The sequence below is a fragment of the Natronobacterium gregoryi SP2 genome, from assembly GCF_000230715.2.
Taxonomy (GTDB): domain Archaea; phylum Halobacteriota; class Halobacteria; order Halobacteriales; family Natrialbaceae; genus Natronobacterium; species Natronobacterium gregoryi.
In genome coordinates this window covers 2,971,828-2,995,157 of record NC_019792.1, presented here as the reverse complement: position 1 = coordinate 2,995,157, position 23,330 = coordinate 2,971,828, and the positions used below count along the sequence as shown (strand labels likewise).

Below are 23,330 nucleotides of genomic sequence, written 5' to 3'. Positions count from 1 at the left end.
GATGGTTGATGAGACGACGAAGGATGTGGTTTCTCAGGATTCAACGACGCAGAGTTCTCCCTCACAGGGTCGATCGGTCGACGTCGTCGACGGCCGACTATTCAAGCCGCTGGTAGTTCTTTCAGCGCCGATCGTTCTCGCCGAAGGGCTCGACATGGTCTATTTCCTGGTCGACCTCTACTGGATCGGCCATCTCGGAACGGACGCGATTGCGGCGATGTCCTACGCGTGGCCGGTCATCTACCTCGGTATGAGCGTCGGCTTCGGTATCGTGACCGCAGGAACCGTACTCGTCGCACAGTACAAGGGGACGGGGCGGTTCCGGGCTATTCCCTCGGCTGCCGGGGGAACCATCTCGTTCGTGACGATTCTCTCCGCCGTGCTCGCGATAGCCGGATACGCCCTCACGCCGTGGTTGCTTACGCTCGTCGGAGCACTCCCCGAAACGGCCCCCCACACGCTTGCCGTCCAGTACGCGCGCATCACGTTCCTCGGCCTGGTGCCGACGTTCTGGTTTTTCGTATTCAATGCCCTGTCTCGAGGATGGGGTGATACGAGAACGCCGCTCAAGCTGATGGCCGTGAGCACGACCATCAACGTGGTCATCGACCCGTTTCTCATCCATGGATTCTCGGCTAACCCACTCTTCGAGTGGGCTGGCTTGTCCGCGTTAGAAACGTCGCTGTATGCCCAGACTGGGTTTGCCGGCTACGGCATCGAGGGTGCTGCAGTTGCGACGGTCCTCTCCCGATCGGTTGCCGCTGCACTCGGTCTGTACATCCTCTTTTCCGGCCGACTCGGGTTCGAGATCACGCCCAGTTCGCTGCGCTTGCGTCGCTCGACGGTCACCCAAATCGTCAAGATCGGTTCCCCGACGGTGGTCGAGATGACGGTTCGGGCAGGCGGCGTCGCAGTCCTGACGGCCATCATAGCAATCGAGGGTGCTGCTGCCGTCGCAGCGTATGGCATCTCCGAGTACCTCGTTGGAATCCTCTTTGTCATCTCGCTGGGGCTCGCTCGAGGAGTGGAAGCGGTTGTCGGTCAGAATCTCGGTGCCGGCCAACTGGCTCGTGCCAAGCGGGCAGTCTACCTCTCTGGTGGGATAGCCGTTGCCCTCTTCACCTGTATCGTCGCCGGTGCCTATCCGTTCGCCGAGTCGATCGTCGGCGTGTTTCTGGCCGTGGAAGGAGGTGACGTCGCTGCCGATGCTGTTGTACAGGGCGGTGCCGCCTTCATCCGGGTCGTTGGACCGGCACTGATCTTCTTTGCCGTATTCCAGGTGATTCTCGGCGCGTTCCGCGGAAGCGGAAACACGAAACTCGCGATGATGATGGCCTCTCTGGAACTTCTCGTGTTCCGTATTCCGCTCAGTTACGCAGCGCTCGTCTGGCTCGAGGCCGGCGTCACTGGGGTGTGGTATTCGATCGCGTTCTCCTACGTGATCGCGTCGGTGGTCGCCGCTGTGTGGTTCTTCAGGGGAGCGTGGATAATCCCGTCCGTGCTCTCGAAACAAGACCAGTGATACGGTCGCTGGACCGACGACCCGATGACGACTGCTTCGGGCCGTGATCGTACCGGAACCGACGGGCAGGAACCGATCCGAGACGCTGCAACGAGACGACGTACTGTCTGGGCACTGGTTTGGCGGCCACAACTCGTGGTGAAACACTCTCCGGTACGCTGTCCGAGTCGGCACTGTCGGCAGCCGCTCGAGTGACGGCTAGTGGCGGCCCAAGCCACTAGAGAAAAGAACGAATAGTGTGCCGGCACACCATCGGATATGGAGACGATCCGGCTCTTTCAGGTCGACGCGTTCACCGACGATCCGCTTGCGGGCAACCCCGCCGGCGTCGTCCCGGACGCGGACGGCCTCACCGACGACCAGATGCAGGCGATCGCCGACGAGATGGCGGTCAGCGAGACCGCCTTCCTCCGCTCGAGCGACGACGCCGACTATCGAATCCGCTATTTCACTCCCACACAGGAGGTCGATCTCTGTGGACACGCTACGATCGGGTCGTTCACCTACCTTCACGACCGAGAGGGCCTCGAACCCGGCACGATCACACTCGAGACGAACGTCGGCGTCCTCAAGGTCGACGTCGAGGAGGACGGTACGGTCTGGCTGACCCAGGACGCGCCACAGGTCCGGGAGGTCGATGTCGGCTACGATCGCGTCGCGGACGCGTTGGGTGTCGACGAAGCGGCACTCGAAGGGGCAAGCGACGATATCCCGCTCGCAGTCTCCTCGACCGGGCTGGCGTTCCTGATCGTCCCGATCACGTATCTCTCGGATCTCGGTGCGGCCGAGCCGGACACGACCGCGATCGAGTCACTGGCCGAGTCAGTCGACGCCGCAGGCGTCTACGTCTTTAGTTTCGATACGCTCGCGGGCGAGTCGTCGCTGCACGGGCGGATGTTTGCGCCCGGCGCGGGAGTCACCGAGGACCCCGTCACGGGAACGGCAAGCGGTGCCGTCGGCGCGTACCTCGATCGCTTCGGCGCGTTCGACGACGACTTCCCTGACGAACTCAGACTCGAGCAGGGCCACTACGTCGATCGACCGGGCGTCGTCCGCGTTCGGGTTGGAGACGAGGTGCAAGTCGGCGGCCGTGGCGTCGTCGTACTCGAGGGGGCGATGGTCGTTCCGCCGACAGCGGAAGACGAGATTCTCGAGGCCTGACCGACCGGTTCAGACGGTTTGCTGTCAGTCAGTTCCGGCGCGACCGCGCTCCTGCGGTCGCGCCGGGACATCGGGACAGCAGTCCGTCTTCGTCGTCGCTCGAGCGGCGAAAGTCGCCAGCCGTCGAAGAAACTCATTCGGTTGCGAGTTGCGAATTGCGGGAGACGTTCGCAACCTTCTTTATCCGTTCTCCTGACCTCCCATATAGAGATGGCTGTACTCTGGCTGGACGAAATCAGTGCCGACGACCTCGAGCAGGTCGGCGGAAAAGGTGCCTCCCTGGGCGAACTCACGGGTGCTGGGCTGCCCGTGCCCCCAGGCTTCGTTGTCACTGCCGGGACCTACCGATCGTTCATCGAAGAAGCGGGAATCGACGAGGAACTGTTCGAGGCCGTCGACGTCGACGTCGAGGACTCGAATGCTCTCGCCGACGCCGCGGATCGTGCGCAGGAGTTGATCACCGAGACGCCGTTCCCCGACGACCTGCGAGAGGAAGTCCTCGAGGCCTACCGTGAGGTCGGCGACGGAGACGCTTTCGTCGCCGTTCGTTCGTCGGCGACGGCCGAGGACCTGCCCGACGCCTCTTTCGCCGGCCAACAGGAGACGTTTCTGAACGTCACGGAGGGGAGGCTCCTAGAACGCGTCCGAGAGTGTTGGGCTTCGCTGTTCACTCAGCGGGCGATCTACTACCGCCAGGAGCAGGGGTTCGACCACTCGGCAGTCAACATCGCCGTCGTCGTCCAACAGATGGTCGACGCCGACAAGTCCGGTGTGATGTTTACCAGCCACCCATCGACCGGTGAGCCGACGATGATCGTCGAGGCCGCTTGGGGCTTGGGGGAAGCCGTCGTCTCCGGTGCAGTCTCCCCGGACAACTACGTCATTCCTCGCGAGAGCGACGACGAGGTAGACGTGACCGTCGCCGAGAAGAAGGTGATGCACGTCAAAGACGAAGCGACCGGTGAGACGGTCGAACGCGAGGTTCCCGAGGAAAAGCGCGATCGACGAGTGCTCGAAGACGAGGAAATCGAGGCGCTCGTCGACCTCGGCGAGCGTGTCGAGGACCACTACGACCAGCCACAGGATGTCGAGTGGGCGATCGTCGACGGAGACGTCTACATGCTCCAGTCCCGGCCGATCACGACGATCGACGAAGACGCGTCCGCAAGCGCGAAAGCGGACCTGACCGAAGGACTGGCCGATCCGACGAAAGGAGTCACCGACGGCAGCGGCACGGCAACAACGAGTAGCACCGAGAGTGCCGACACGACGGCCTCCGACGAAGTCATCGTCGACGGTCTCGGCTCGAGTCCTGGGACCGCAAGCGGTGCCGCCAAAATCGTCTCCAAACTCGACGACCTCGCGAAGGTCGGCGAAGGCGACGTTATCGTCACCGAGATGACGATGCCCGATATGGTGCCTGCGATGAAACGCGCTTCGGGAATCGTTACCGACGAAGGCGGAATGACCAGCCACGCCGCGATCGTCTCCCGCGAACTCGGCGTCCCAGCGGTCGTCGGCACGACCAACGCCACGTCCGTCCTGGAGGACGGACAGGTCATTACCCTCGACGGTGAGAAAGGCCACGTCATCGAAGGGAAGACACTCGAGCCAGAGGAAGAGACCGAACCCGTCGAAGAGGTGCGGCCACAGTCGCCGGTCAAGCCGATGACCGCGACCGAGGTGAAAGTCAACGTCTCGATCCCCGAGGCGGCCGAACGCGCGGCTGCGACGGGTGCCGACGGCGTTGGGCTCTTGCGAACCGAGCACATGATCCTCTCGCTGAACCAGACTCCGGAGAAGTTCATCCGGGAAAACGGCGAGGACGAGTACGTCACACAACTCGTCGATGGCATCCGCGGCGTCGCCGACGAGTTCTACCCGCGTCCCGTTCGCGTGCGCACGCTCGACGCCCCGACCGACGAGTTCCGCCAACTCGAGGGCGGCGAGGACGAACCCGACGAGCACAATCCGATGCTTGGCTACCGTGGCATCCGGCGTTCGCTGGATCGCCCGGACGTCTTTGCTCACGAACTCGAGGCGTTTCGCCGGCTCTACGAGATGGGCTACGACAACGTCGAGATCATGCTCCCACTGGTCAACGACGCTGAAGACGTCTACGCGGCCAAGAGCCTGATGCGTGATGCCGGGATCGATCCCGACAAGCGCAAGTGGGGTGTGATGATCGAGACGCCCGCCTCGGCGCTGGCCGTCGAGGAGATGGCGGCAGCCGGCATCGACTTTGCCTCTTTCGGCACGAACGACCTGACCCAGTACACGCTCGCGGTCGACCGGAACAACGAACACGTCGCTGACCGGTTCGACGAACTTCATCCTGCCGTCCTGCGACTGATCGGTGACGTCATCGAGACCTGCCGCGAACACGACGTCGATACGAGCATCTGTGGCCAGGCCGGTTCCAAGCCGGAGATGGTCCGGTTCCTCGTCAATGAGGGGATCAGTTCGATCTCCGCGAACATCGACGCTGTCCGTGATGTCCAGCACGAAGTAAAGCGGGTCGAGCAGAAGTTGTTGCTCGATTCGGTGCGCTGATCGCCAGCGGAGTCGGACGTCGGTTCGTCGTTACTCGTTCGGACCGATGTCGTCCTCTATTTCCCGGTGAATCGCCTCGGGGTATTCGCCTTGGCTGCCGATAAAACTCGTGCAGTGGTGCTTTCGTGCCAGAGTACACTGCTGCCCACAGAATGCCAAACAGGAGTACCAGTCCGAGGATAGCGTCGAGCGTGTTTCCGACCCTGTTAGAAGAGTGATGAAACTGTCGATCGGAACGAACGTCACCTCGTTGACTTCCGCTCACCCTGAAGGGGTGGGCGTTCGCCTCGCTACCGCTGTAACGCCGAGATCACTCGAGTGGTAGAGAGACGAAAACGCTCTCGCTCGTGACGATTAGAGCAGGGTGGCGAAGACGGTGTTGAACAGCACGCCGACTGTAATTCCGACGGCGACGACGGTGCCTGCGTAGATGACGAGCAGCCGACGGTCGAAGAGTTTGTTCAGCAGGATCAGGTTCGGAATGCTGATCCCGGCACCGCCGATGACGAACGCCAGTACCGTCCCGATCGGAACTCCTTGCTCGGCCAGCGAGTGGGCGATCGGCAGCATGCCGCTGATGCTGACGTAGACCGGCGCGCCGGCAAGCGCCGCAAGCGGCGTGGCAAGCGGGTTGTCCGGTCCAGCGAGTCGCTGGAGCAAGTCTGCCGGTACCGCGCCGTGGATGAGCGCACCGATCGTGATGCCGGCGACGATGTAGGGCAGCGTGTCCCAGAAGAACGAAAGTGCGCCCTGGCCTGCGGCAGCGAACCGGTCCCGATGTGTCCGCGTCGGCGTCACGTTGCAAGCACAACTTGTTTCCGAGCCACCGTCCGTAGTGACCTCTCGGCCACCCGCCGTAATCCGGACGTTCTTGACGTAGCGATCGAGGTCGAGCATCCCGATGACGATTCCCCCGACGATCGCCGCGACCAACGCCGTAACGACGTACGCGACGGTGACGCTAGCCCCGAACAGCCCCAGCAAGAGCAAGACGGCGATCCAGTTGACGATCGGCGACGCGAGCAGGAACGAAAACGCCAACCCGATCGGTGCACCGGCACCCAATAGGCCGGCGAGGATCGGCACCGTCGAACACGAGCAGAACGGAGTCGCAGCACCGAGGCCGGCCGCGAGGACGTTTCCGCTGCCGTGGTCTCGTGACCGCAACATCGCCTCGACGCGCTCTGGCGGGAGATACTCCTGAGCGAGTCCGACGAGAAAGGAGGCACCGACGAAAAGCGGAGCGAGGACGACCGCCAGATGGACGAAGTACTCGGCCGAATCGACGAGCGCAGCCTCGTACCCGGCGGGAATCATTCGTCTTCACCGAGCGCGCGAGCGAGATCCACCAGCTGAACGCTCGCCGTGTCCGCGATCCGGTAGTAGGTCCACTTCCCTTGCTTGCGGGCGCGAACGATTCCGGCTTCCCGAAGCTGCGAGAGATGTGAGGCAACTGTCGACTGTGGTGCGTCGAGTACCGTTTCCAGTTCGCAGACGCAGAGTTCGCCCTCACGCAATGCCTCGACGATCCGGAGCCGGTTCTCGTTCGCCAGCGCTTTGAAGACCGCCAACTCGTCGTCGACGGTCTCGTCGGCTACCCGGCGGCGCTGCAGCGGCTCCGTTTCGGAGCAGTGCTCGCCGCCGATGCGCTGTATCGTCGCGCTTGCCGATTCGGCTCGGTCGGCGGAGGATTGATCGACCATATTCGATCAGTTGTCGGATTCTACTTCTTCGATTTCCATCTCACAGCAGCAGTCGTTACCATCTTCTTCGCCGCCATTCGATCCAAACAGCCGATCGAGTATCGACTTCATATCGAACTATTCCGATTTGTCTCCTATCAATCTACCGGTCCGAACGGCGGTCGACCCAGTCACCCGAGCGGAGACTAAACGTAACAACTAACCGCATCATTCCCTACGTCCGTGATATGCGCGCCGAGCCACAGTCGTTCGACCGGGTGCTGTCCTCGATGTGCACCGAGCCACACCCGGCAGCCCGCGAGGCCGCCGAGCGGTTCCTCGCGACAAACCCCGGCGACCCCGGTACGTATCCAACCGTTGCCGACCTCGAAGACGACGCCGTCTCGTTGCTGGGCGAGATCGCTGGTCTCGATGAGCCGGCAGGCTACGTCGCAAGCGGCGGAACGGAAGCGAACGTGCAGGCCGTCCGGATCGCACGTGAGCGTGCCGAGAACGGTCGTCCGACCGTTGTGCTCCCCGAATCGGCGCACTTCAGTTTCCAGAAGGCAGCCGACCTCCTCGATGTCGAGTTACGGGTCGTCCCGACCACCGACGACGGACGCGCCGACCTCGAGGCGGTTCGTGCCTGCGTCAACGAGGACACCGCCGCGGTGGTCGGCGTCGCCGGTTCGACCGAGTACGGCCGAGTCGATCCGATTCCGGAACTGGGCGAGATCGCCGACTCGGTCGACGCCCTGTTGCACGTCGACGCCGCCTGGGGCGGGTTCGTCCTCCCGTTTACCGACTACGAGTGGCACTTCGGCCACGCACCGGTCGACACGATGGCGATCGATCCTCACAAGATGGGCCAGGCTGCGGTTCCGGCGGGCGGACTGCTCGCCCGCTCGTCGGACCTGCTCGACGAGCTCGCCGTCGAGACGCCGTACCTCGAGTCGACCTCGCAGGCGACGTTGACGGGGACCCGGTCGGGTGCAGGCGTCGCGAGCGCCGTCGCCGCGATAGAAGAACTCTGGCCCGACGGCTACCGCGACCAGTACGTCCGTTCGCAGAACAACGCAAAGTGGCTCGCCAGCAAACTCGAGTCCCGGGGCTACGACGTCGTCGAGCCCGCCCTGCCGCTCGTGGCGGCGTCCGTTCCGACGCCGCTGTTCGAGGCGTTGCGCGACGAGGGGTGGCGTCTCTCGCGAACCGGCGACGGCGAACTCCGGGTCGTCTGTATGCCTCACGTCACCCGCGACGGCCTCGAGTCGTTCGTCGCCGACGTGGATCGACTCGAGACACGGGTCGGACTCGAGGTTGCTGGCGCGAGCGAGTGACTGCGGGCGGCCTTCGGGAATCGAACCAGAGTCGTTAGGTCGACCGTCGTGGAAAGTGGCGTCTGGAGACTACCGTCTGTTCGATCGACCGAACGGTACGAGTCGTTCTCGGGACAGTCCTCGCAGTCGCGGGGATCGCCTCCCTGGCTGGCGTGGCTGCGTTCGGCACCTTCGGCGTCGTCGCACTCGCCGTTGGACTCGTCTTGCTCGGTACGGGAGTCGTCCAACTGTGTCCGCTGTACAGTCTCCTGGGGATCGACACCTGCGGATGAACGTGTCGAACCGACACAGGTTTTTCATCGCGCCGGCGAACTACCGACAATGGACCGGCTTGACGTCGTCGCTGCCCTGGGCTGTGTCGTACTCGTCGGCGCGACGTGGCAACTCCCACTCGAGACTGGCGTCCTCGCGGCCGCGTTCGCCGGCTTCCTGCTGTCGCTGTCGGTCTGGCGGCTGTACGGCGGCCGGCCCTGGGAGGCACTCGGCTGGTTCGTCTGGGTCTGGACCGCCGTCACGGTCGTCCTCGAGTTGCCGACGGCGACGTTCGTGGTCGCGTTCGTCGGGACGGGCGTACTGGGGACGATGCTGTTGCTCGGGGGGCGGTACGGCGTGTTGCTCGATGTCTGGACGGTAGAGAACTGACACAGAGGGTGTACCGATTGCTGTATCGGAGACTGTCATAGAACTCTTCACAAGGGCCATTCTCGCGCTGAATAGTATCAAATAACCGTTCGGTCTCGCGTGGGTATCAACTGCCAGCGATTCTGCCAGTTCCGATAGATGTTCTTAGCAACGTGCTGAATACAGAGCATGTATTCATCAGCCGGCGGTGTTTGTTCCCATGAGGATTAGGTGAAAACTGGGCATACGAACTGGCTGCTAAATTACCGTACGTGCTAATACCCACCAACAATATCATTTATTTGATTTTTGTCGCGTCTTTGAGACATTCAGTGCTCTTACTCGGCGTTCGTCACTCCATACTGAAGGACTAATCCCGGGACGATTACACCAACGACGAAGAGGACGCCAACAAGCACGGCGAACGGAAGAGCAGTGAATACACTCAATCCAAGGTAGAGTGCCATCGCAACAAACACGCAGATCGCAATTACGGCGTTCTCTCTGGAACGGATCGGCTCGCTCCGGATGAGGATTCCCATCGATACAGCAAACAGTACGAAGATAGTGATCAGTGCAACGCTGATCATCTGCATTGAGTCGACTGCAAGTCCGTAGAACAATCCCAAACCGGCGAGCACGAACGCGATGCCCAAGAGTGCGAACCAAGCTGTTTCCGCCGGTGAACGCTCGCTCGTCTCACCAGATGTAGATATTTTCATACGGTTACCTTCCAACAGTTCGTTCGCCTGCATCTTGTAATCTGCCGTAGGCGGGCGCGAGCAGGTAATCTACGACGCCGCCCACGACAAGCGCTGCAGCCAAGAAGTTATTGCTGAAACCGGTATCAGCTCCTGTCTCGATTAGGACTACCACTCCGGCCACGCCGATTCCAAGACCAATGCCGATGGTCAGTTCCCGTCGATACTCTCTCCACCAGACGGCTACGCCAGCGACCAGCAGTACGATACCGCCCACCAATGCATCGACACCGAACGACAGGCCACCGAAGACGATCCCACCCAGTACCAGTCCAATTCCTACCCGCTGGAGCTGTTCGGTTTGATCGATTTCCTGTTCACTCATGTATGACAGAATTGTTTTATGCCAAACCAATATAGTTTTGCACTTATCAAATCAAGCAACTACTGATGAGCGTTCGACTTCCATGTTGATAGCTCCTCAGTCCGTGCCACATTCGCGCCCTGTATTCAGCACGCCAGTTCTGACAGGTTCCGAGTACATTTCGATCTCTCGTGCTACACCTATACTGACTGGCGGAGAGTAGTGACGAATCGGGTGTGGGGACCGTTCTATGACACCCTTGTATCGATTTGCCGGTGCAACCACTTGGTCGCAGGTGGCCAGAAACTGACAGACAGGAAACCGTACGAGCGGTTACTGGTCGGCAATCCACTCCGCAAACTCGCCGGTCAAGAACTCGTAGTACTCGAGGATACCGAGTGCGAGTGCGACGATCAGGACGACGACGACTGGGATACGGACGGCCCAGATCCAGGCGGGTGCGAGTGCGCCGAGGTCGCCGATGCCACGCGAGAGTTCGTCGACCGCGAGATCCGGCAAGACCCAGCCAACGAGGATCATCAGGAGCAGTCCGCCGAGCACCAGCAGGATCTGGTCGGCGAACAGGTCGATCAGGTCGAGCAAGACGAGGTCGTACGCCGACGGGATTCCGAGCACGAACATCGCAGCGCCGACGACAGAGGCAGCGATCTTGCGATCGACGTTTCGCTCGTCAATCACGTACGAGACGACGACCTCCATTAGGCTGATCGCACTCGAGAGTGCGGCGATGGCAACGGTCGTGAAGAAGACGAACCCGACGAGCCAGCCAAGCGCGAGGTCGCCGAACGCGGCCGCAAGCGAGACGAAGATTGCGCCGGCACCGGGATCGGCGGGGTCGATTCCCGCGGTAAAGAGGATCGGGAAGACGACAAGTCCCATGATGAACGCGATTCCGGTGTCGAAACCGATGATAATGGCACCGTCTTCGGCGAGGTTTTGGTCTTCACCGAGATAGGAGGCGTAGGTGATCATCGCGCCCATCCCAAGCGAGAGCGTAAAGAAGGCCTGGCCTGCGGCGGCCGGGAGAATGCTTTGCCACTCGGTGAGAAACAGTCCCCACTCGGGCGAGAGGTAGTAGCTGTATGCTTCGCCGGCTCCCTCGAGTGTGAACGCGTAGGCGGCCATCCCGAGCGTGATGACGACGATTGCGGGAACCATCAGCCTCACTGCGAGTTCGATTCCCTGTTGAATGCCGAGTGCGACGATCACGATCACGACCGCCATAAAAAGTGCGTGGAAGAAGATTGCGTCGAGACCGCTCGCGAGCGAGACGAACTGTGCTTCTGCTTCGGCGGCGTCGGCGAGGTAGCCGTCCTGGAGTCCAAGGAAGGCATACCGAACAGTCCAGCCGGCGACGACGCTATAGTAGGAGAGAACGACGAACCCGGTTGCGATGAAGATCCAGCCGACGTACGTCCAGGTGCCGCCACCGACGGCACGTAATGCGCCGACAGGGTTCAGTTCGGTGTGTCGCCCAACGACGAACTCGACGAGCATCGCTGGAAATCCGACGAGTACGATAAACAGTAGATAGGCCAGCAGGAACGCGGCACCTCCTTCCTGGCCGACTTGGAAGGGGAACCGCCAGATGTTTCCGAGACCGACCGCACTCCCGACTGCTGCGAGAATGAACCCGGCTCGCGTCGCCCACGTTTCACGTTGAATGTCAATATCACTCATAAATACGTTGTCTACGAAGTCGATCAAAACAACCGGTGACTGTCGGTCCGAGTAAGAGGTCTTTTCGTCGTCACTGTCGACCCACACCCGCTACTCATGGGTCGTAACAGTGGCCTACCGACCGACCCTGATGATGCAATGCGAAGAATGCCACGTTGAGTAGCGGGTTTTCGCTACTCGTGGAAGTAGGTTACGTACTGGGGAACTGTCATCGAGTCTGGCCGTCGGCGTCACGCTGCTGTGGTAGAGGTCGTCCGTCGGTGTGTGCTAGCACCGTCTCAATCGTCGACTGATGAGTGAAACCAGACGACCGCATTCGGTTTCACTCATCCGTTCAGGCTTGTCAAAGCACTAGTGGCGGGCCAAGTCTACTCTGGCTAGTGCGCTGTACTTCTGATCGAGAATCGTGATCGGTTTTGACCAACTCTCAACTAGTCGATCCACGGTTGGGACGGTACTAGCAACATTGGGTCAGTGGGATAGTTTCGACTCTAGTTTTTCTTTGAGTTTCTCCGGGTCTAGCGCTGTCTCGTTGGTGAACAGCCATTCGGATGTTGAGAGCGTCCCTGAGAGTTCGTGGACCTCGTCTGACGTTTGGTAGTAGTTGATAGTGGTCACGAGCACGATGCCCCCGAGTGTGTTGCCGAGTAGAACAGGGAGTGCGAAATGGGTTGTTCCATACAGTAGCCCGATTTCGCCGAGGAACACGAGGTACAGCAGTTCGGTACTCGCGACGACGACGTGGAAGAGCCCACCGAGTGGAATCGCGAGGAACGCGATATAGACGAGCAGGAATCGAGTCGTCGAGTCTCGAACACCGAAGTCAACCCAGACGACGCCTGCAACGATTAGGCCCGCGAACACGCCCTTGAAGAAGAGGTCGAACCATGCGGTCTCGATGCCAGTCATTGCAATCCCGGTCAACGTTGTTGCCACTTCGGACGACACGACGCCACCATGTGCCAGCAGGAGGGCACCGACGCTTCCGCCGACCAGATTTCCTGCCAAGACGGTCGCCCACATTCCAAGCATCGCCGGGACGCTGGCTAACCGGTCCAGTACGAGGGCTACCGGTGGGAGCGTGTTTTCGGTGTACAGTTGATAGTTCCCGAGAACGATATACAGGAACCCGATTGGATAGAGAAGCGCCCCTACGATCGGAACCCCATCCGCTGCGTTCGTCATCGATGCATAGAGCAGTACTGTAATCGTGATTGCAAATCCCGCTGCGAGTCCGCTGAAAAACAACTCTCGTGTGCCACGGCCGATCTCTTCGTCTGCCTCGATGAGTGCGCGCTCGTAGATTTCGTCTGTCGAAAGCCGGTTTCGAAAGAGGTCAGATGTCTCCGCCGTTGTGTCGCCGAGAGACCCGCCTACAACGTCGTCATCGTCAGCGGAGACACGTTCGTCCTGGCTCGTTTCACTCATCGACAGTCTGGTTTCCCGTCTCTCCTGCCCGCGTGTAAGACTATCCATTACAGTAGACTAATGATCCAGACCCGATCTGTTGAGTCGAACCCGCTCGTGCGGGCCGGGTCGACTCGTCATACGGAATGCTGTCCCGATGTCCCGGCGCGACCGCAGGCAGACTCGCGGTCGCACCGGAACTGACTGACAGCAAACCGTATCAGTCGACAGGTGAGACAGTACGAGAGTTAGCTGCGGGGGAGTTCACCGAACGTGGTCTGGCGTCCCCGGCCACTGTGGCGCGTGTAGCGGCCGTAGAGTCCGAGCACGAGCGCTCCAATCCCGAGTAGGAACGCGATCAACTCGAGTAGACTACCGACGAACGGGAGCAGACCCAGAAGTGCGAAACCGGCGAGGCCGACCACGAGCGCGAGCCAGCGGTTCTCGACGCCCACGAGTCCGAGCACCCACGCGCCGACGGCGTACTGTCCGTAGACGATGCCGATCCAGATTACGAGAGCGAACGCGAGTGCGAGGGCAATGGCGAGTGGAATGCCGACGATCGTGACGGCGACGAGAGCAACCGCGATCGGAACGGCGATCAACGTCAGGAAACCGACGCCGCCCGAAACGAGTGGATCGACGGCGACGCGGGAAGCAACACCTCGAGAAAACGACGGGAAGACGGCCAACAACACGATTCCAAGCAGGAGGTTGGCCAGGACTCCGTACATTACCGACAGCCAGGTGGGAACGGTGAACGCGTCGACGAGGTCGTCGACGGTACTGCCGACGCTCGGGTCGTGGACGACGCCATCCGTGACGGTCGCGTTAGGGTCTTCCTCGAAGCTCTCGGCGTCGTAGCGGAACTCGCCGTCGACGTCTGCGTTCGGTCCCAGGGCGATCGTCTCGGCACCGGCACGAACGTCGCCGCCGACCGCGCCGTCGATCGTGAGAGCGCCCGCACCGGCGTCGAGGCCGCCACCGATCTGGGCCGACTCGCTCACCTCGACGTGGCCAGCGCCGACGGCGACGTCTCCGTCGACGGCTCCGTCGATACGGACGGTTCCGGCGGCACCCTCGAGAGAGCCGTCGACGGTGGCTCCTTCGGTGACGTGGACGCTTCCGGCGACTCCAGCGATGTCGCCCGTAACGGTCCCGTGGACGACGATAGAGCCCGCGACTCCGTCGACGCTGTCGTAGGTCTCGTCTGCTTCGACGACTACCGAGCCGAAGATTCCGTCGGCGGACTGTGCGGCGACGATACCCGTCCCGGCCGAGAGGGCCAGAAGCCCGACGAGTGCCAGGACGGTGACCCTGGAACGGTTGCGCTCCATGGGGGAGCTTCGTCGCACTGGTGTAAATCTATTTACGGTAAATTGTGGAACGTCCGGTCTGGTGATAGAAGCGAAGCGGCCGACTGGCCGCGTTCGCGGCGTCGGGACCGAAACCGAACCCGGCGACGAGAAAACCGACTTCGGTACCATGCAGTTTACTGGAGTTAATTACCGCCGATCGACGGAATGAGGTCGGCGATCGGCGGTAACTAGCTACAGCACGCCGTTTGAGATAAACCGTATCATACCGCCGACGCGAACGCCTCCGGCAACCGCGCGTACACCTCGGCTGTCTCGGCGAGAGCGTCGACCGTCGTGTACTCGTCACAGGCGTGGGCCGTGTTCGTCGCGACGGCGAACTCGACGGTCGGAACATCGGCGTTGCGAAACTGTTTCGCGTCGCCGCCACCGGTCGCGCTCCGGCGGTAAACTCGGTCTTCGAGGATGTCGCTGGCGACGGCGTGGGTTGCGTCGACGATCGGCTCCGCGAGGTCCTCGTAGCTCCCGACGCTGTAGCTGACGTCCGCGATCGAGACCGCTCGGTGAGTCTCGAGCCAGTCGCGGATCGACGCGAGTACTGCAGGCGTTTCGACGCCCGGCGCGAGTCGAACGTCGAGTCGAGCGCGTGCCTCGCGCGGGACGCTGTTTACGGCTTTGCCACCCTCGAGCGTTCCCAGGTTGACCGTCGGTCGATCGAACAGTCGCCGTGCTGTGTCGGCCCCCATTGCTTGCGCGTAGTAGTCGACCGACTCCTCGAGGACGGGCTCGACGGTCGGCGGGATCGACAGTGTACGGTCTTCGAGACGGGTCCGGACGTCCTCGAGTGCACGCCAGAGCCGATCGATCGCGTTCTCGCCGAGCATCGGTCGCGAGCCGTGAGCGGCTTTGCCGGTCGCCTCGAACGTGAGCCAGATGCTTCCCCTGTCGGCGACCGTGAGCGACGCTCGCTCGTCGTCGCAGGTCGGCTCACCGATCACGCATGCGTCGGCCGCGAGCCGTCCGTCCTTGAGGACGGCGGGCAGTCCCGCCTCGCCGGCGACCTCCTCGTCGCTGACGAAGGCAAACGAGAGCGTCACCGGCGGCGACGTCTCGGACTCGGCGGCGGCGCGAGCGACCGCGAGCATAGCGGCGAGCGCCCCCTTCATGTCGCTCGTCCCACGGCCGTAGAGTTGGTCGCCGACACGTTCGCCGAGCGGGTCGTACGACCAGCCGTCGGCGTCGTAGGGGACGGTATCGAGGTGGCCGGCGAAAAGCAGCGTCCGATCGCGCTCGCCGGCGACCGTCGCGAGAAGGTTCGGTTTCTCCGGATTGGCCACGACTCGTTCGGTCTCGATCCCGAAGTCAGTAAACTGTGACTCGAGCCAGGCGACGACCTCGCGTGTATCGCCAGGCGGGTTCGTCGTTTCGTGCCCGACGAGTTCGAGAGTGGTCTCGGCGAGTTCGGCGTGGCGCTCTCGGACGAGAGACGCGAGTGTCGTGGTCATCGTCGCTCCACCGTTTCGGTCGTGTCCCCGTGTTCGTCCTCGAACTCCCGGATGAGGTGGCTCATCTTCGCGTACCAGTCGTTGAGCCGGCGTCGCATGTCGCTCGTGATCCGCGAGGGATCGGTCGGGTAGTAGACGTGGTAGTAGCCACCTTCCTCGTAGTTGACCTGTGTCTTCTGGACGACGCCACGTTGGAGGAGTCGCTGGATCGAGCGGTAGACCGTCGACCGTTCGCGGTCGACGCGTTCGGCGACCTCGTCGATCGTCGACGGCTCCTCACTCTCGACCACTGCGTGGAAACACTCCCTGTCGAGTCGTTTGAGGCCGTGGATACACTCCAGCAGCCCATCACACGTCATCTCTTGTTGGAGCTGTTCAGCCATCGAGTCGTCCATACTGGGACGTTGGTGCCACACCGTGAAATATTTGTGTGTATTGCACAATACAGTAATACAAGGCTGCATCGGACGGGGATCGATCGCGACCGCCTCGTCGTCGGTGTGAATGTTTCGACGGGATGGCCCGGCGGATCACTCGCTCTTTCTGTTAGTGGTATGTCCGATGCCAACCGTTAACGGTACGTGGAGTGAACGAGCCACCTGCCTCTCGACGGCCACGACGCCGAAGGCGGCCAGACCACTGTGTCGTGGTGAACCCTGCACGAACCGCGGAGAGACCCGAGCGGTGAGCCTCCCGACGGCTCACGTCGGATCGACTCCTGCTCGCCTCGAGGACGACTCGACCATGGTAGTAACAGCCGAAATCACGGTCCCAGCCGACACGTTCGCTCTCGGCAGCCTCTTCCAGACGTATCCGGACGTAGTCGTCGAGTTCGAACCTCTAGTCCCGTTACAGAGCGACCGAGAGACGAACCTTCCGCTCGTCTGGATCGGTGGCGTCGAACCCGACGCAGTTCTCTCGGCCCTGACTGAAATCGACGGCATCGACGTCGTCGCACGCCTCGCAACCGACGGCGAGAAGACGCTGTTCGAACTCGAGTGGTCGGACGAACTCGACGGGATCGTACAACCGCTTCTCGATACCGGTGGTCGGATTCTCACCGCCAGAGGGACGGTCGACCACTGGACGTTCCGACTGCTTTTCGACTCGCACGTGTCGCTCTCGGAGTTCAACATGGCGGTCACAGGAAACGGAATCCCCGTCACCCTGCGGCGACTCTCGAGTTCGACGATCCAGCGCGACGCCGTCGACGAAGCGGGAGACCGGTCGCTGCCGCCGAACCATCGGGAGACGCTGTTGCTGGCCTACCATAGCGGCTACTACGACACGCCACGCGAGTGCCAGCTCGCCGACCTCGCTGCGAAGGAGAACGTAAGCGATAGTGCGCTGTCGAAGCGGATTCGCCGGGCCACCGCGAGCCTCATCGAGCACACACTCCTGGCAGACGAAGATCCAGAGGCTCCGCCACGCGACTGAGAAGCGGCTACGAACCGTAACTCGGCCGGTTTGCTGTCCTGCCACCCCGATTGCCGACACCAGGCTGGCGATCGGCAGTAATCGGCGACGGCAGACTGTATCGATTACCGGTGGTGAACGACGGCGGTCTCCGAGGCACCGTCACTGACGAACCCGTGGTGTGTCCGGAGTCTCGCTCCCCGTTCATATACCAAGCGGTGCAAGACCACGATGTCCACAGACGAATCGGGGCGAATGCCACGAGACTTGACCCCGAGGCGGTCGACACCGTGAACACGCGCCGGTACAGCGAGAACAGCACGAACGCCCACGAGTTCACTCGTGATGAAGCGTGTAAGCTCGAGTGGCAGGCTGCCCGTAGGGTGGCCTGCCGAGGCTGGGGCAAGCCCACCAAAGCCGCTGTCCCGCTCAGGAGCCACACTGACTTGGCTCAAGACGCCGACAGCCGACCGGCGAACTCCCACGTGGGGATGCTCGTCTGTGACGGGCGCTGGTCTGTGGCCAGTACAACCCCACGACATCAGTCGTGGGAGAAGTCAGTTCCCACGCTGACTCTTGGGGTGGGGCTCAGCCCGAAGTAAGGTGGGGGGAGATACCGACGGTTCGGACTCGAGTCCGGTAAAATGGACGAAAGCAACGGAACGGCCGGCTCGTCGCCTCGTAACTGCAGGGAAGACGGTGGCTGGTGCCGAAGCTCAGTAGGGGGGTCGCTGTGCCTGTACGACCGCTGCGAGTTGCTGGTGTTCGTCTGCCAGCAGTTCGTGCAGATCGTCGACCGTGATGATACCGGTCAACTCGCCGTCGGAGTCGACGACCGGGAGCCGACGAACGCCGTGTTCGCTCATCAGTTCGGTCGCCTCGTAGAATCCGCCATCGTGTTCGATCGTACACAGATCCGTCGACATGACGTCTTCTGCGGTCATCCCGTCGGCACTCTCGCCTTCGGCGATCACCTGGAGTGTGAGATCGCGGTCGGTCACGATGCCGGCTGGCTCGTCGCCGTCAGTGATCACGACACTGCCGACGTTTTCTGCCGCCATCGTCGCTGCAATCTCTTGAATCGATTCGTCGGTCGTTGCCGTGACGATATCGCTTCGCGCGAGGTTTTCGACTGGCATGGCTCAAGTTACCCTCTCCACGCTCGAGCGTATAATACCCACCCCGTCCGTTGCACCCCATCTACAGATAAGCAAGGCGAGTGCCTCGGGGATTGGCCTCGAGACGGTTCACAAATCCGGGCTCGTACTGGCTGTCATTCGTCGTCTCCGGTGTCGCCACGACCTGCCCGGCACCTGTATCGGTACACTGGTACACAGCCGGCCTTCACAAACGAGTTCGGCGAGCCGTCAACGCTCGGCAGAGACCGTGGTCTCTTCGACACCCTCGTACTTGTCCTCGAACTCCTGGATGAGCTGGCCCATCTTGGCGTACCAGTCGTTGAGCATCCGCTGCATGTCGTCGGCGATCTGTTCGGGATCGGTCGGGTAGTAGACGTGGTAGTAGCCACCCTGATCGTAGTTGATCTGCTCTTTCTGGATGAACCCGCTCTGAAGGAGGCGTTGGATCGAGCGGTAGGCCGTCGACCGTTCGCGGTCGACGCGTTCGGCGACGTCGTCGATCGTCAACGGTTCGTCGGCCTCGACCATCGCCCGGAAACACTCCTTGTCGAGTTGCTTGAGACCGTGAATACACTCCAGCAGCCCTTCACACTTCATGTCTTGCTGGAGTTGCTCTGCCATCGAATTAGCCATTACGTCGAGATAAGAGGTGCACCCGTAAAAGGATTGTGTGAGTATTGTACAATCCCACTTGCGGGTCGTGCAGGCACCGACGACCGTTCGAGGAGCGACGGCGGCGTTGCGCTGGCTCGTCACACCGCCTCGCCCGGCCGGGATGTCTTCGTCAGCTAAAGAGGTGATTCATCAGGAGCCGCTGTACCAGTCCAGGCTGGCGTCCGTCGTGGGTCTGGATCATCACTGCGGTCGTCTCGGCTGCGTCGACGAGTCGATTGCCAGGCCGGCCGAGCAGGCGGGCGGTGAGTCCAGTCCGGTCGACGCCAGTCACCAGCAGATCGGCGTCGCCGACGAACCGCGAGAGGCCGGTAACCTCGTCGTCGGTCTCGATGATCGTCGATCGCGCTGCAACCGTCAGCGTTGAGATCACCGTTTCGTGGTAGCGTTCGACCTGTTCGCGCTGCCGTTCGGGTGCGCGTTCGGGGATCGCCTGCAAGAGGTTGATCTGCGCACCGGTCTCTTCGGCGACGGCGTCGGCGAACAGGAGCTTCAGTGGATCGTAGGCTCCGCGGTTGGCGACGACTGCGATCTCGTCGGCGTCGTCGAACCCGTCGTCCTCGACCAGTAACACGTCACAGGGTGCGTTCTCGAGCAGCCAGTCGGTGTCGCTGCCGAACAGTCGCTGGTGGAACTCGGAGGGGTCTCGTTCGGCGACGAGCAGGTCGTAGTCGCCGTAGGTCGCGAAGTCGACGATTGCACGGTTGTGGTCTTCCGTGTCGACTTCTCGGTACTCGATACGTGCGTCCGTGACGGCGGAGCGGTCGGTTGTCGTCGTGCCACCGGACGGGCGGACTGGCCGGTGGACGTCGTGGTCCTCTGGGAACCACGAAGGTGCATCGTCGCCGCTGGTCGGGAGCCACGTGGGAACGTCGTCGTCGAACACGTCGGGGTGGTCTTCGGCGAACAGCCGATGGGGGACGTCTACGAACTCGACGACAGAGACGGTCGTCGATCGCAGCCACCCCATGTCCGTCGCCATCCGGAGCATGTCGCGTCTCGCGTCCGGCGACGTGTCGTCGGTGATCGCGACGAGAACGTCGTACTCCGCGTCCGAGCCGAACAGTTTTTCGGTCCGCTCGAGTGCTCGTTCGCTCACGTTCTCGCGGACGCCAGCACGGGCTGCTCCTTCCCGGTCGATGTGACGGCGCGCGTAGGCGTAGTACCACGCCATCGCACCGGCGGTGATGACCATCGCGCCGACGAACGGCACCGTTCCCATCGTCGCCAACACGACGAGGCCGCCGACGATGCCGGCGAGTTGGAGCCACGGATACAGCGGTGAGACGAAGTCTGGATCGTAGTCGTCGACGGCACCCTCGCGGAACCCGATCACCGAGAGGTTGACGAGGACGAACACGAGCACCTGAAACGCAGATGCGAGTTTCGCGATCTGGAGGATCGGAACGAACGCGATCAACACCAGAATGACCGCCCCGGTAAGCGTAATCGCCTTGAGCGGTGTGTTGAACCGAGGATGTAGCTCCTCGAACGACGACGGCACGAGGTCGTCGCGTGCCATCGCGAAAGGGTACCGCGACGCGGAGAGAACGCCTGCGTTCGCAGTGCTTACGAGCGCTAGCAACGCCGCGGCGACGACTGCGACGACACCGATCGTGCCGAGCGTCTGCTCGGCGGCGACGGCGACCGGTGCGTCGGTCGCGGTAAGTACGTCGGCCGGGGTCACACCGACGAGAACCGCGACGACGAGGACGTACAGCAACGTCGTAAACGCAAGCGAGACGAGCATGCCAAGCGGGATGTTCCGCGAGGGGTTCTCGATCTCCTCGGCGACGCTTGCGATCTTGGTGACGCCCGCGTAGGAGACGAAGACGGCACCTGTCGCCACCAGGAGACCGGAAGAGCGGGGATCGAGAGCGCCCTCGAGGCGTGTACTCTCCAGCGAGAGTCCACTTCCGACGACGAACCAGACCATCGCCGCGAGCATGACCGCGACGATTCCGACCTGGAATCGGCCGGTGACGTCGGAGCCGACGACGTTGAGCAGGATCAACAGTACCGCGATGCCGAGCGCGATCGCGGTGACTGTTTCCGGTGTGAGATCGCGCTCGATCACGTAGAGGAGATACGGCACGCCGCCGACGAGCGCCAGTGCTCCCTTGAACGACAGCGAGAACCAGGTTCCGATCCCCGCGACCGTTCCCAGAAGCGGTCCCATACCGCGCTCGATGTAGACGTAGGTACCCCCGTCTTCCGGCATCGCGGTCGCCATCTCCGACTTCGACAGTGCCGCTGGAATCACGAGCAGTCCTGCCAGCACGTACGCGAGAACGACCGTCGGACCGGCGATCTCGTAGGCCAGTGCCGGCAGAATGAAGATACCCGACCCGACCATCGCGCCGATACTGATCGCGACGACTTCTGCCAGTCCGAGGTCGCGATTCAGTCCCGACGCCATTGGACTCTCACCTCGGCCTGTGCGCTGTGATTGTGTTTCCGGCACCAATCTCTATCCGAGAGAGGTGTCTTCACTCCACCACGCGTCGCCAGCTGGCGTCGCCACGTCAGATGTGAGCGCCTTGAGAGCGGTTCTCTGCTGACCACAGGATTGTCTTCTACTTGTGTGTGGAATTTACTCATTCAAACAATTCTATGTATGGAGCACCTGCATATAATGGTTTTGGAGGTATGGCACAATACAGCAGGTGCCACTACCCGGAACGTGCGGTCGGTAGAACAGACGAACCGACTGTGAGTCGGCAGGCGTGCAGTCGTGTGAACCGCCTCGGATCAAGTGGTTCGAGACGCGAAGCGTCTCGTCGTCAAGTGAGAAGCGGTCCCGGAGGCATCGCGGGCTTTGCTCCGCTCGGTCACGGAAATCGTCGATTTCCGTACGACCCCGAGGCACTCGGCCTGCTCCGCCAGTAGATGGAACCGCTAGCTTCGTCGACTGTCCGTCTGCTCGAGACGGGAGCTCCGGTCTTCGTTACGTAGTTCGTGGCCGTCGGTGGGAACCGCCGTCCGACCGTCCTCGTGGGTAAGCAGGCCGCAATACGGCCGTTCGAAATCTCGGCGTTGAGATCGGCGGTCGTCTTTTCGACGAAGTCCGGAGTCGTTGCCCCGATCGCTCGAACGTCACCGGCTCTGTGGCGACGACGGTACCAAGTATCGCGACCGATCACTGACGGCCCGTCCGGACTGGTAGAGCGATGCGTCGAACACAATCGTCTTTTCACTCGCCACGATCAATCACTCCCTTCCGGAGCGGCAGTTGGTTCGACGTCGTGCGTTCGAATGGCCTGTGCACCGTAGTAGAAGATGACGGCCGTGACGAACGCCGACGAGCCGACCAGCAGAACGAAGCTCATCGTATCGAGAACCGGCATAGCGAGCCAGGTGGCGAGTTCGCCGAGAGCGACCGCGAGGCTCGCCAACAACAGCATGATCCCGAAGTAGATGGTGACGTCGTCCTCGTCGACGTAGGCCGTCGCTGCCGAGCCGATGCGAGCACCGAGTGCGCTCCCGGCCAACAGGCCCGTCACGATTCCGAGGTCGACGACACCGTCTAATCCGTACGTGAAGGCTCCGACGGCTCCCGACATGAGCGCGCCGAAGAGACTCGTCCCGACGGCGGCAGCGAGGGGGACGCCGATGAGGTAGTAGATCGCGGGCATACGGATGAACCCGCCGCCGACGCCAAGGAAGCCGGAGACGACGCCGACGCCACCACCGACGCCCGAAATCGTCCACATCGACGCCTTGCTCCCGTCGGTCAGCGTCACCATCGGCGGGACGTTGTAGGACTTGATCTTCTTCGCGATATCCGGGATGTCGTCGTCTCCAACGTCGTTTTCACCGTCGGAATCGGCGGCCTGCTCGAGCGCACTCCGGACGAACAACACACCGATCGCCGCGAGCAACAGCACGTACGCGATACCGACGACCAGCTCGGCTCGACCGATCGCCTCGAGGCCGTAGACGAGCATCTTTCCGGCCTCGATGCCGACGGCGATCCCGACGAACATCAACGCGCCGAGCTTGTAGTCGACCTGTCCGACGTCGTGGTGTTTCATCGTCGCGATGACGGCCGTCCCGAAGACAAACGCCATCGAACTACCGATCGCGACCGGTGCTGGGTAGCCGAGGATCAACAGCGCGGGTGTCACGAGGAACGAGCCGCCCATCCCGAAGAAGCCAAAGAAGACTCCGACCATGAAGCCGAAAGCGACGAACAACGCCAGGAGTCCGACACTCAGTCCGAGTGGCTCCATC

At 62.0% G+C, this 23,330-nt stretch carries 20 protein-coding genes; 7 read left to right on the top strand and 13 right to left on the bottom strand.

The annotated features are described in order from the left end of the window. Position 1 precedes the first annotated feature (1 nt). The 3 genes from NATGR_RS14830 to ppsA all read left to right on the top strand — a co-directional run bounded on the left by NATGR_RS14830 (position 2) and on the right by ppsA (position 5,236). The gene (locus NATGR_RS14830; RefSeq protein WP_005580838.1) at positions 2-1,522 is read left to right on the top strand and encodes an MATE family efflux transporter; all 1,521 of its coding nucleotides are present in this window, start codon (positions 2-4) and stop codon (positions 1,520-1,522) included. 258 nt (positions 1,523-1,780) lie between these two features. Then, positions 1,781-2,683 carry a PhzF family phenazine biosynthesis protein gene (locus NATGR_RS14825; protein ID WP_005580836.1) on the top strand — a complete coding sequence of 301 codons (903 nt, stop codon included), beginning with the start codon at positions 1,781-1,783 and terminating at the stop codon, positions 2,681-2,683. Between the two features lie 210 nt (positions 2,684-2,893). Continuing rightward, positions 2,894-5,236 carry a phosphoenolpyruvate synthase gene (ppsA, locus tag NATGR_RS14820; RefSeq protein WP_005580835.1) on the top strand — a complete coding sequence of 781 codons (2,343 nt, stop codon included), beginning with the start codon at positions 2,894-2,896 and terminating at the stop codon, positions 5,234-5,236. A 354-nt stretch (positions 5,237-5,590) separates the two neighbouring features. On the opposite strand, the gene NATGR_RS14815 is transcribed toward ppsA, so the two are convergent. Together NATGR_RS14815 and NATGR_RS14810 are read right to left on the bottom strand one after the other, a co-directional pair. After that, a complete protein-coding gene (locus NATGR_RS14815; RefSeq protein ID WP_005580833.1) occupies positions 5,591-6,553 on the bottom strand; it encodes a permease in 963 nt (320 codons plus the stop codon). Then, a complete protein-coding gene (locus NATGR_RS14810) occupies positions 6,550-6,939 on the bottom strand; it encodes an ArsR/SmtB family transcription factor (protein WP_005580832.1) in 390 nt (129 codons plus the stop codon). The genes NATGR_RS14815 and NATGR_RS14810 overlap by 4 nt, the downstream gene beginning before the upstream one ends. Before the next feature lie 209 nt (positions 6,940-7,148). On the opposite strand from NATGR_RS14810, the gene mfnA reads away from it, so the two are divergent. The 3 genes from mfnA to NATGR_RS14795 all read left to right on the top strand — a co-directional run bounded on the left by mfnA (position 7,149) and on the right by NATGR_RS14795 (position 8,897). Continuing rightward, a complete protein-coding gene (mfnA, locus tag NATGR_RS14805; RefSeq protein ID WP_269459362.1) occupies positions 7,149-8,255 on the top strand; it encodes a tyrosine decarboxylase MfnA in 1,107 nt (368 codons plus the stop codon). 62 nt (positions 8,256-8,317) lie between these two features. Continuing rightward, on the top strand, positions 8,318-8,527 hold the full coding sequence (locus NATGR_RS14800; RefSeq protein ID WP_049887813.1) for a YgaP family membrane protein: 210 nt from the start codon (positions 8,318-8,320) through the stop codon (positions 8,525-8,527). A 49-nt stretch (positions 8,528-8,576) separates the two neighbouring features. Continuing rightward, positions 8,577-8,897, top strand: a complete 321-nt coding sequence (locus tag NATGR_RS14795) for a hypothetical protein (protein ID WP_005580829.1) — start codon at positions 8,577-8,579, stop codon at positions 8,895-8,897. A 317-nt stretch (positions 8,898-9,214) separates the two neighbouring features. Here the strand turns inward: NATGR_RS14795 and NATGR_RS14790 are convergent, their stop codons facing one another. The 7 genes from NATGR_RS14790 to NATGR_RS14760 all read right to left on the bottom strand — a co-directional run bounded on the left by NATGR_RS14790 (position 9,215) and on the right by NATGR_RS14760 (position 16,265). Next, positions 9,215-9,598: a hypothetical protein gene (locus NATGR_RS14790; protein WP_005580828.1), complete on the bottom strand. Its 384-nt coding sequence runs from the start codon at positions 9,596-9,598 to the stop codon at positions 9,215-9,217. A 4-nt stretch (positions 9,599-9,602) separates the two neighbouring features. Then, a complete protein-coding gene (locus NATGR_RS14785; protein WP_005580827.1) occupies positions 9,603-9,962 on the bottom strand; it encodes a hypothetical protein in 360 nt (119 codons plus the stop codon). Between the two features lie 312 nt (positions 9,963-10,274). Beyond that, the gene (locus NATGR_RS14780) at positions 10,275-11,642 is read right to left on the bottom strand and encodes a sodium-dependent transporter (protein WP_015233757.1); all 1,368 of its coding nucleotides are present in this window, start codon (positions 11,640-11,642) and stop codon (positions 10,275-10,277) included. A gap of 471 nt (positions 11,643-12,113) precedes the next feature. Next, positions 12,114-13,070: a formate/nitrite transporter family protein gene (locus NATGR_RS14775; RefSeq protein ID WP_005580823.1), complete on the bottom strand. Its 957-nt coding sequence runs from the start codon at positions 13,068-13,070 to the stop codon at positions 12,114-12,116. A gap of 227 nt (positions 13,071-13,297) precedes the next feature. Continuing rightward, on the bottom strand, positions 13,298-14,386 hold the full coding sequence (locus tag NATGR_RS14770) for a bactofilin family protein (protein ID WP_005580821.1): 1,089 nt from the start codon (positions 14,384-14,386) through the stop codon (positions 13,298-13,300). A gap of 242 nt (positions 14,387-14,628) precedes the next feature. Continuing rightward, entirely contained in the window at positions 14,629-15,870 is a 1,242-nt protein-coding gene (locus NATGR_RS14765) for a M20 family metallopeptidase (protein ID WP_005580819.1), read from the bottom strand. Continuing rightward, positions 15,867-16,265: a helix-turn-helix domain-containing protein gene (locus tag NATGR_RS14760; RefSeq protein ID WP_005580818.1), complete on the bottom strand. Its 399-nt coding sequence runs from the start codon at positions 16,263-16,265 to the stop codon at positions 15,867-15,869. Before NATGR_RS14760 ends, NATGR_RS14765 begins: the two co-directional genes overlap by 4 nt. A gap of 289 nt (positions 16,266-16,554) precedes the next feature. Here NATGR_RS14760 and NATGR_RS14755 point away from each other — a divergent pair, with 289 nt between their 5' ends. After that, positions 16,555-17,307 carry a helix-turn-helix domain-containing protein gene (locus tag NATGR_RS14755; RefSeq protein ID WP_005580817.1) on the top strand — a complete coding sequence of 251 codons (753 nt, stop codon included), beginning with the start codon at positions 16,555-16,557 and terminating at the stop codon, positions 17,305-17,307. 695 nt (positions 17,308-18,002) lie between these two features. Here NATGR_RS14755 and NATGR_RS14745 read toward each other — a convergent pair. The 4 genes from NATGR_RS14745 to NATGR_RS14725 all read right to left on the bottom strand — a co-directional run bounded on the left by NATGR_RS14745 (position 18,003) and on the right by NATGR_RS14725 (position 23,329). Next, a complete protein-coding gene (locus tag NATGR_RS14745; RefSeq protein WP_005580815.1) occupies positions 18,003-18,425 on the bottom strand; it encodes a CBS domain-containing protein in 423 nt (140 codons plus the stop codon). 228 nt (positions 18,426-18,653) lie between these two features. After that, positions 18,654-19,058: a helix-turn-helix domain-containing protein gene (locus NATGR_RS14740; RefSeq protein ID WP_005580814.1), complete on the bottom strand. Its 405-nt coding sequence runs from the start codon at positions 19,056-19,058 to the stop codon at positions 18,654-18,656. 151 nt (positions 19,059-19,209) lie between these two features. Continuing rightward, positions 19,210-21,516: an amino acid permease gene (locus NATGR_RS14735; protein ID WP_005580813.1), complete on the bottom strand. Its 2,307-nt coding sequence runs from the start codon at positions 21,514-21,516 to the stop codon at positions 19,210-19,212. Between the two features lie 787 nt (positions 21,517-22,303). Continuing rightward, positions 22,304-23,329, bottom strand: coding sequence for a sulfite exporter TauE/SafE family protein (locus tag NATGR_RS14725; protein ID WP_015233754.1), 1,026 nt, complete (start codon positions 23,327-23,329; stop codon positions 22,304-22,306). Position 23,330 lies beyond the last annotated feature (1 nt).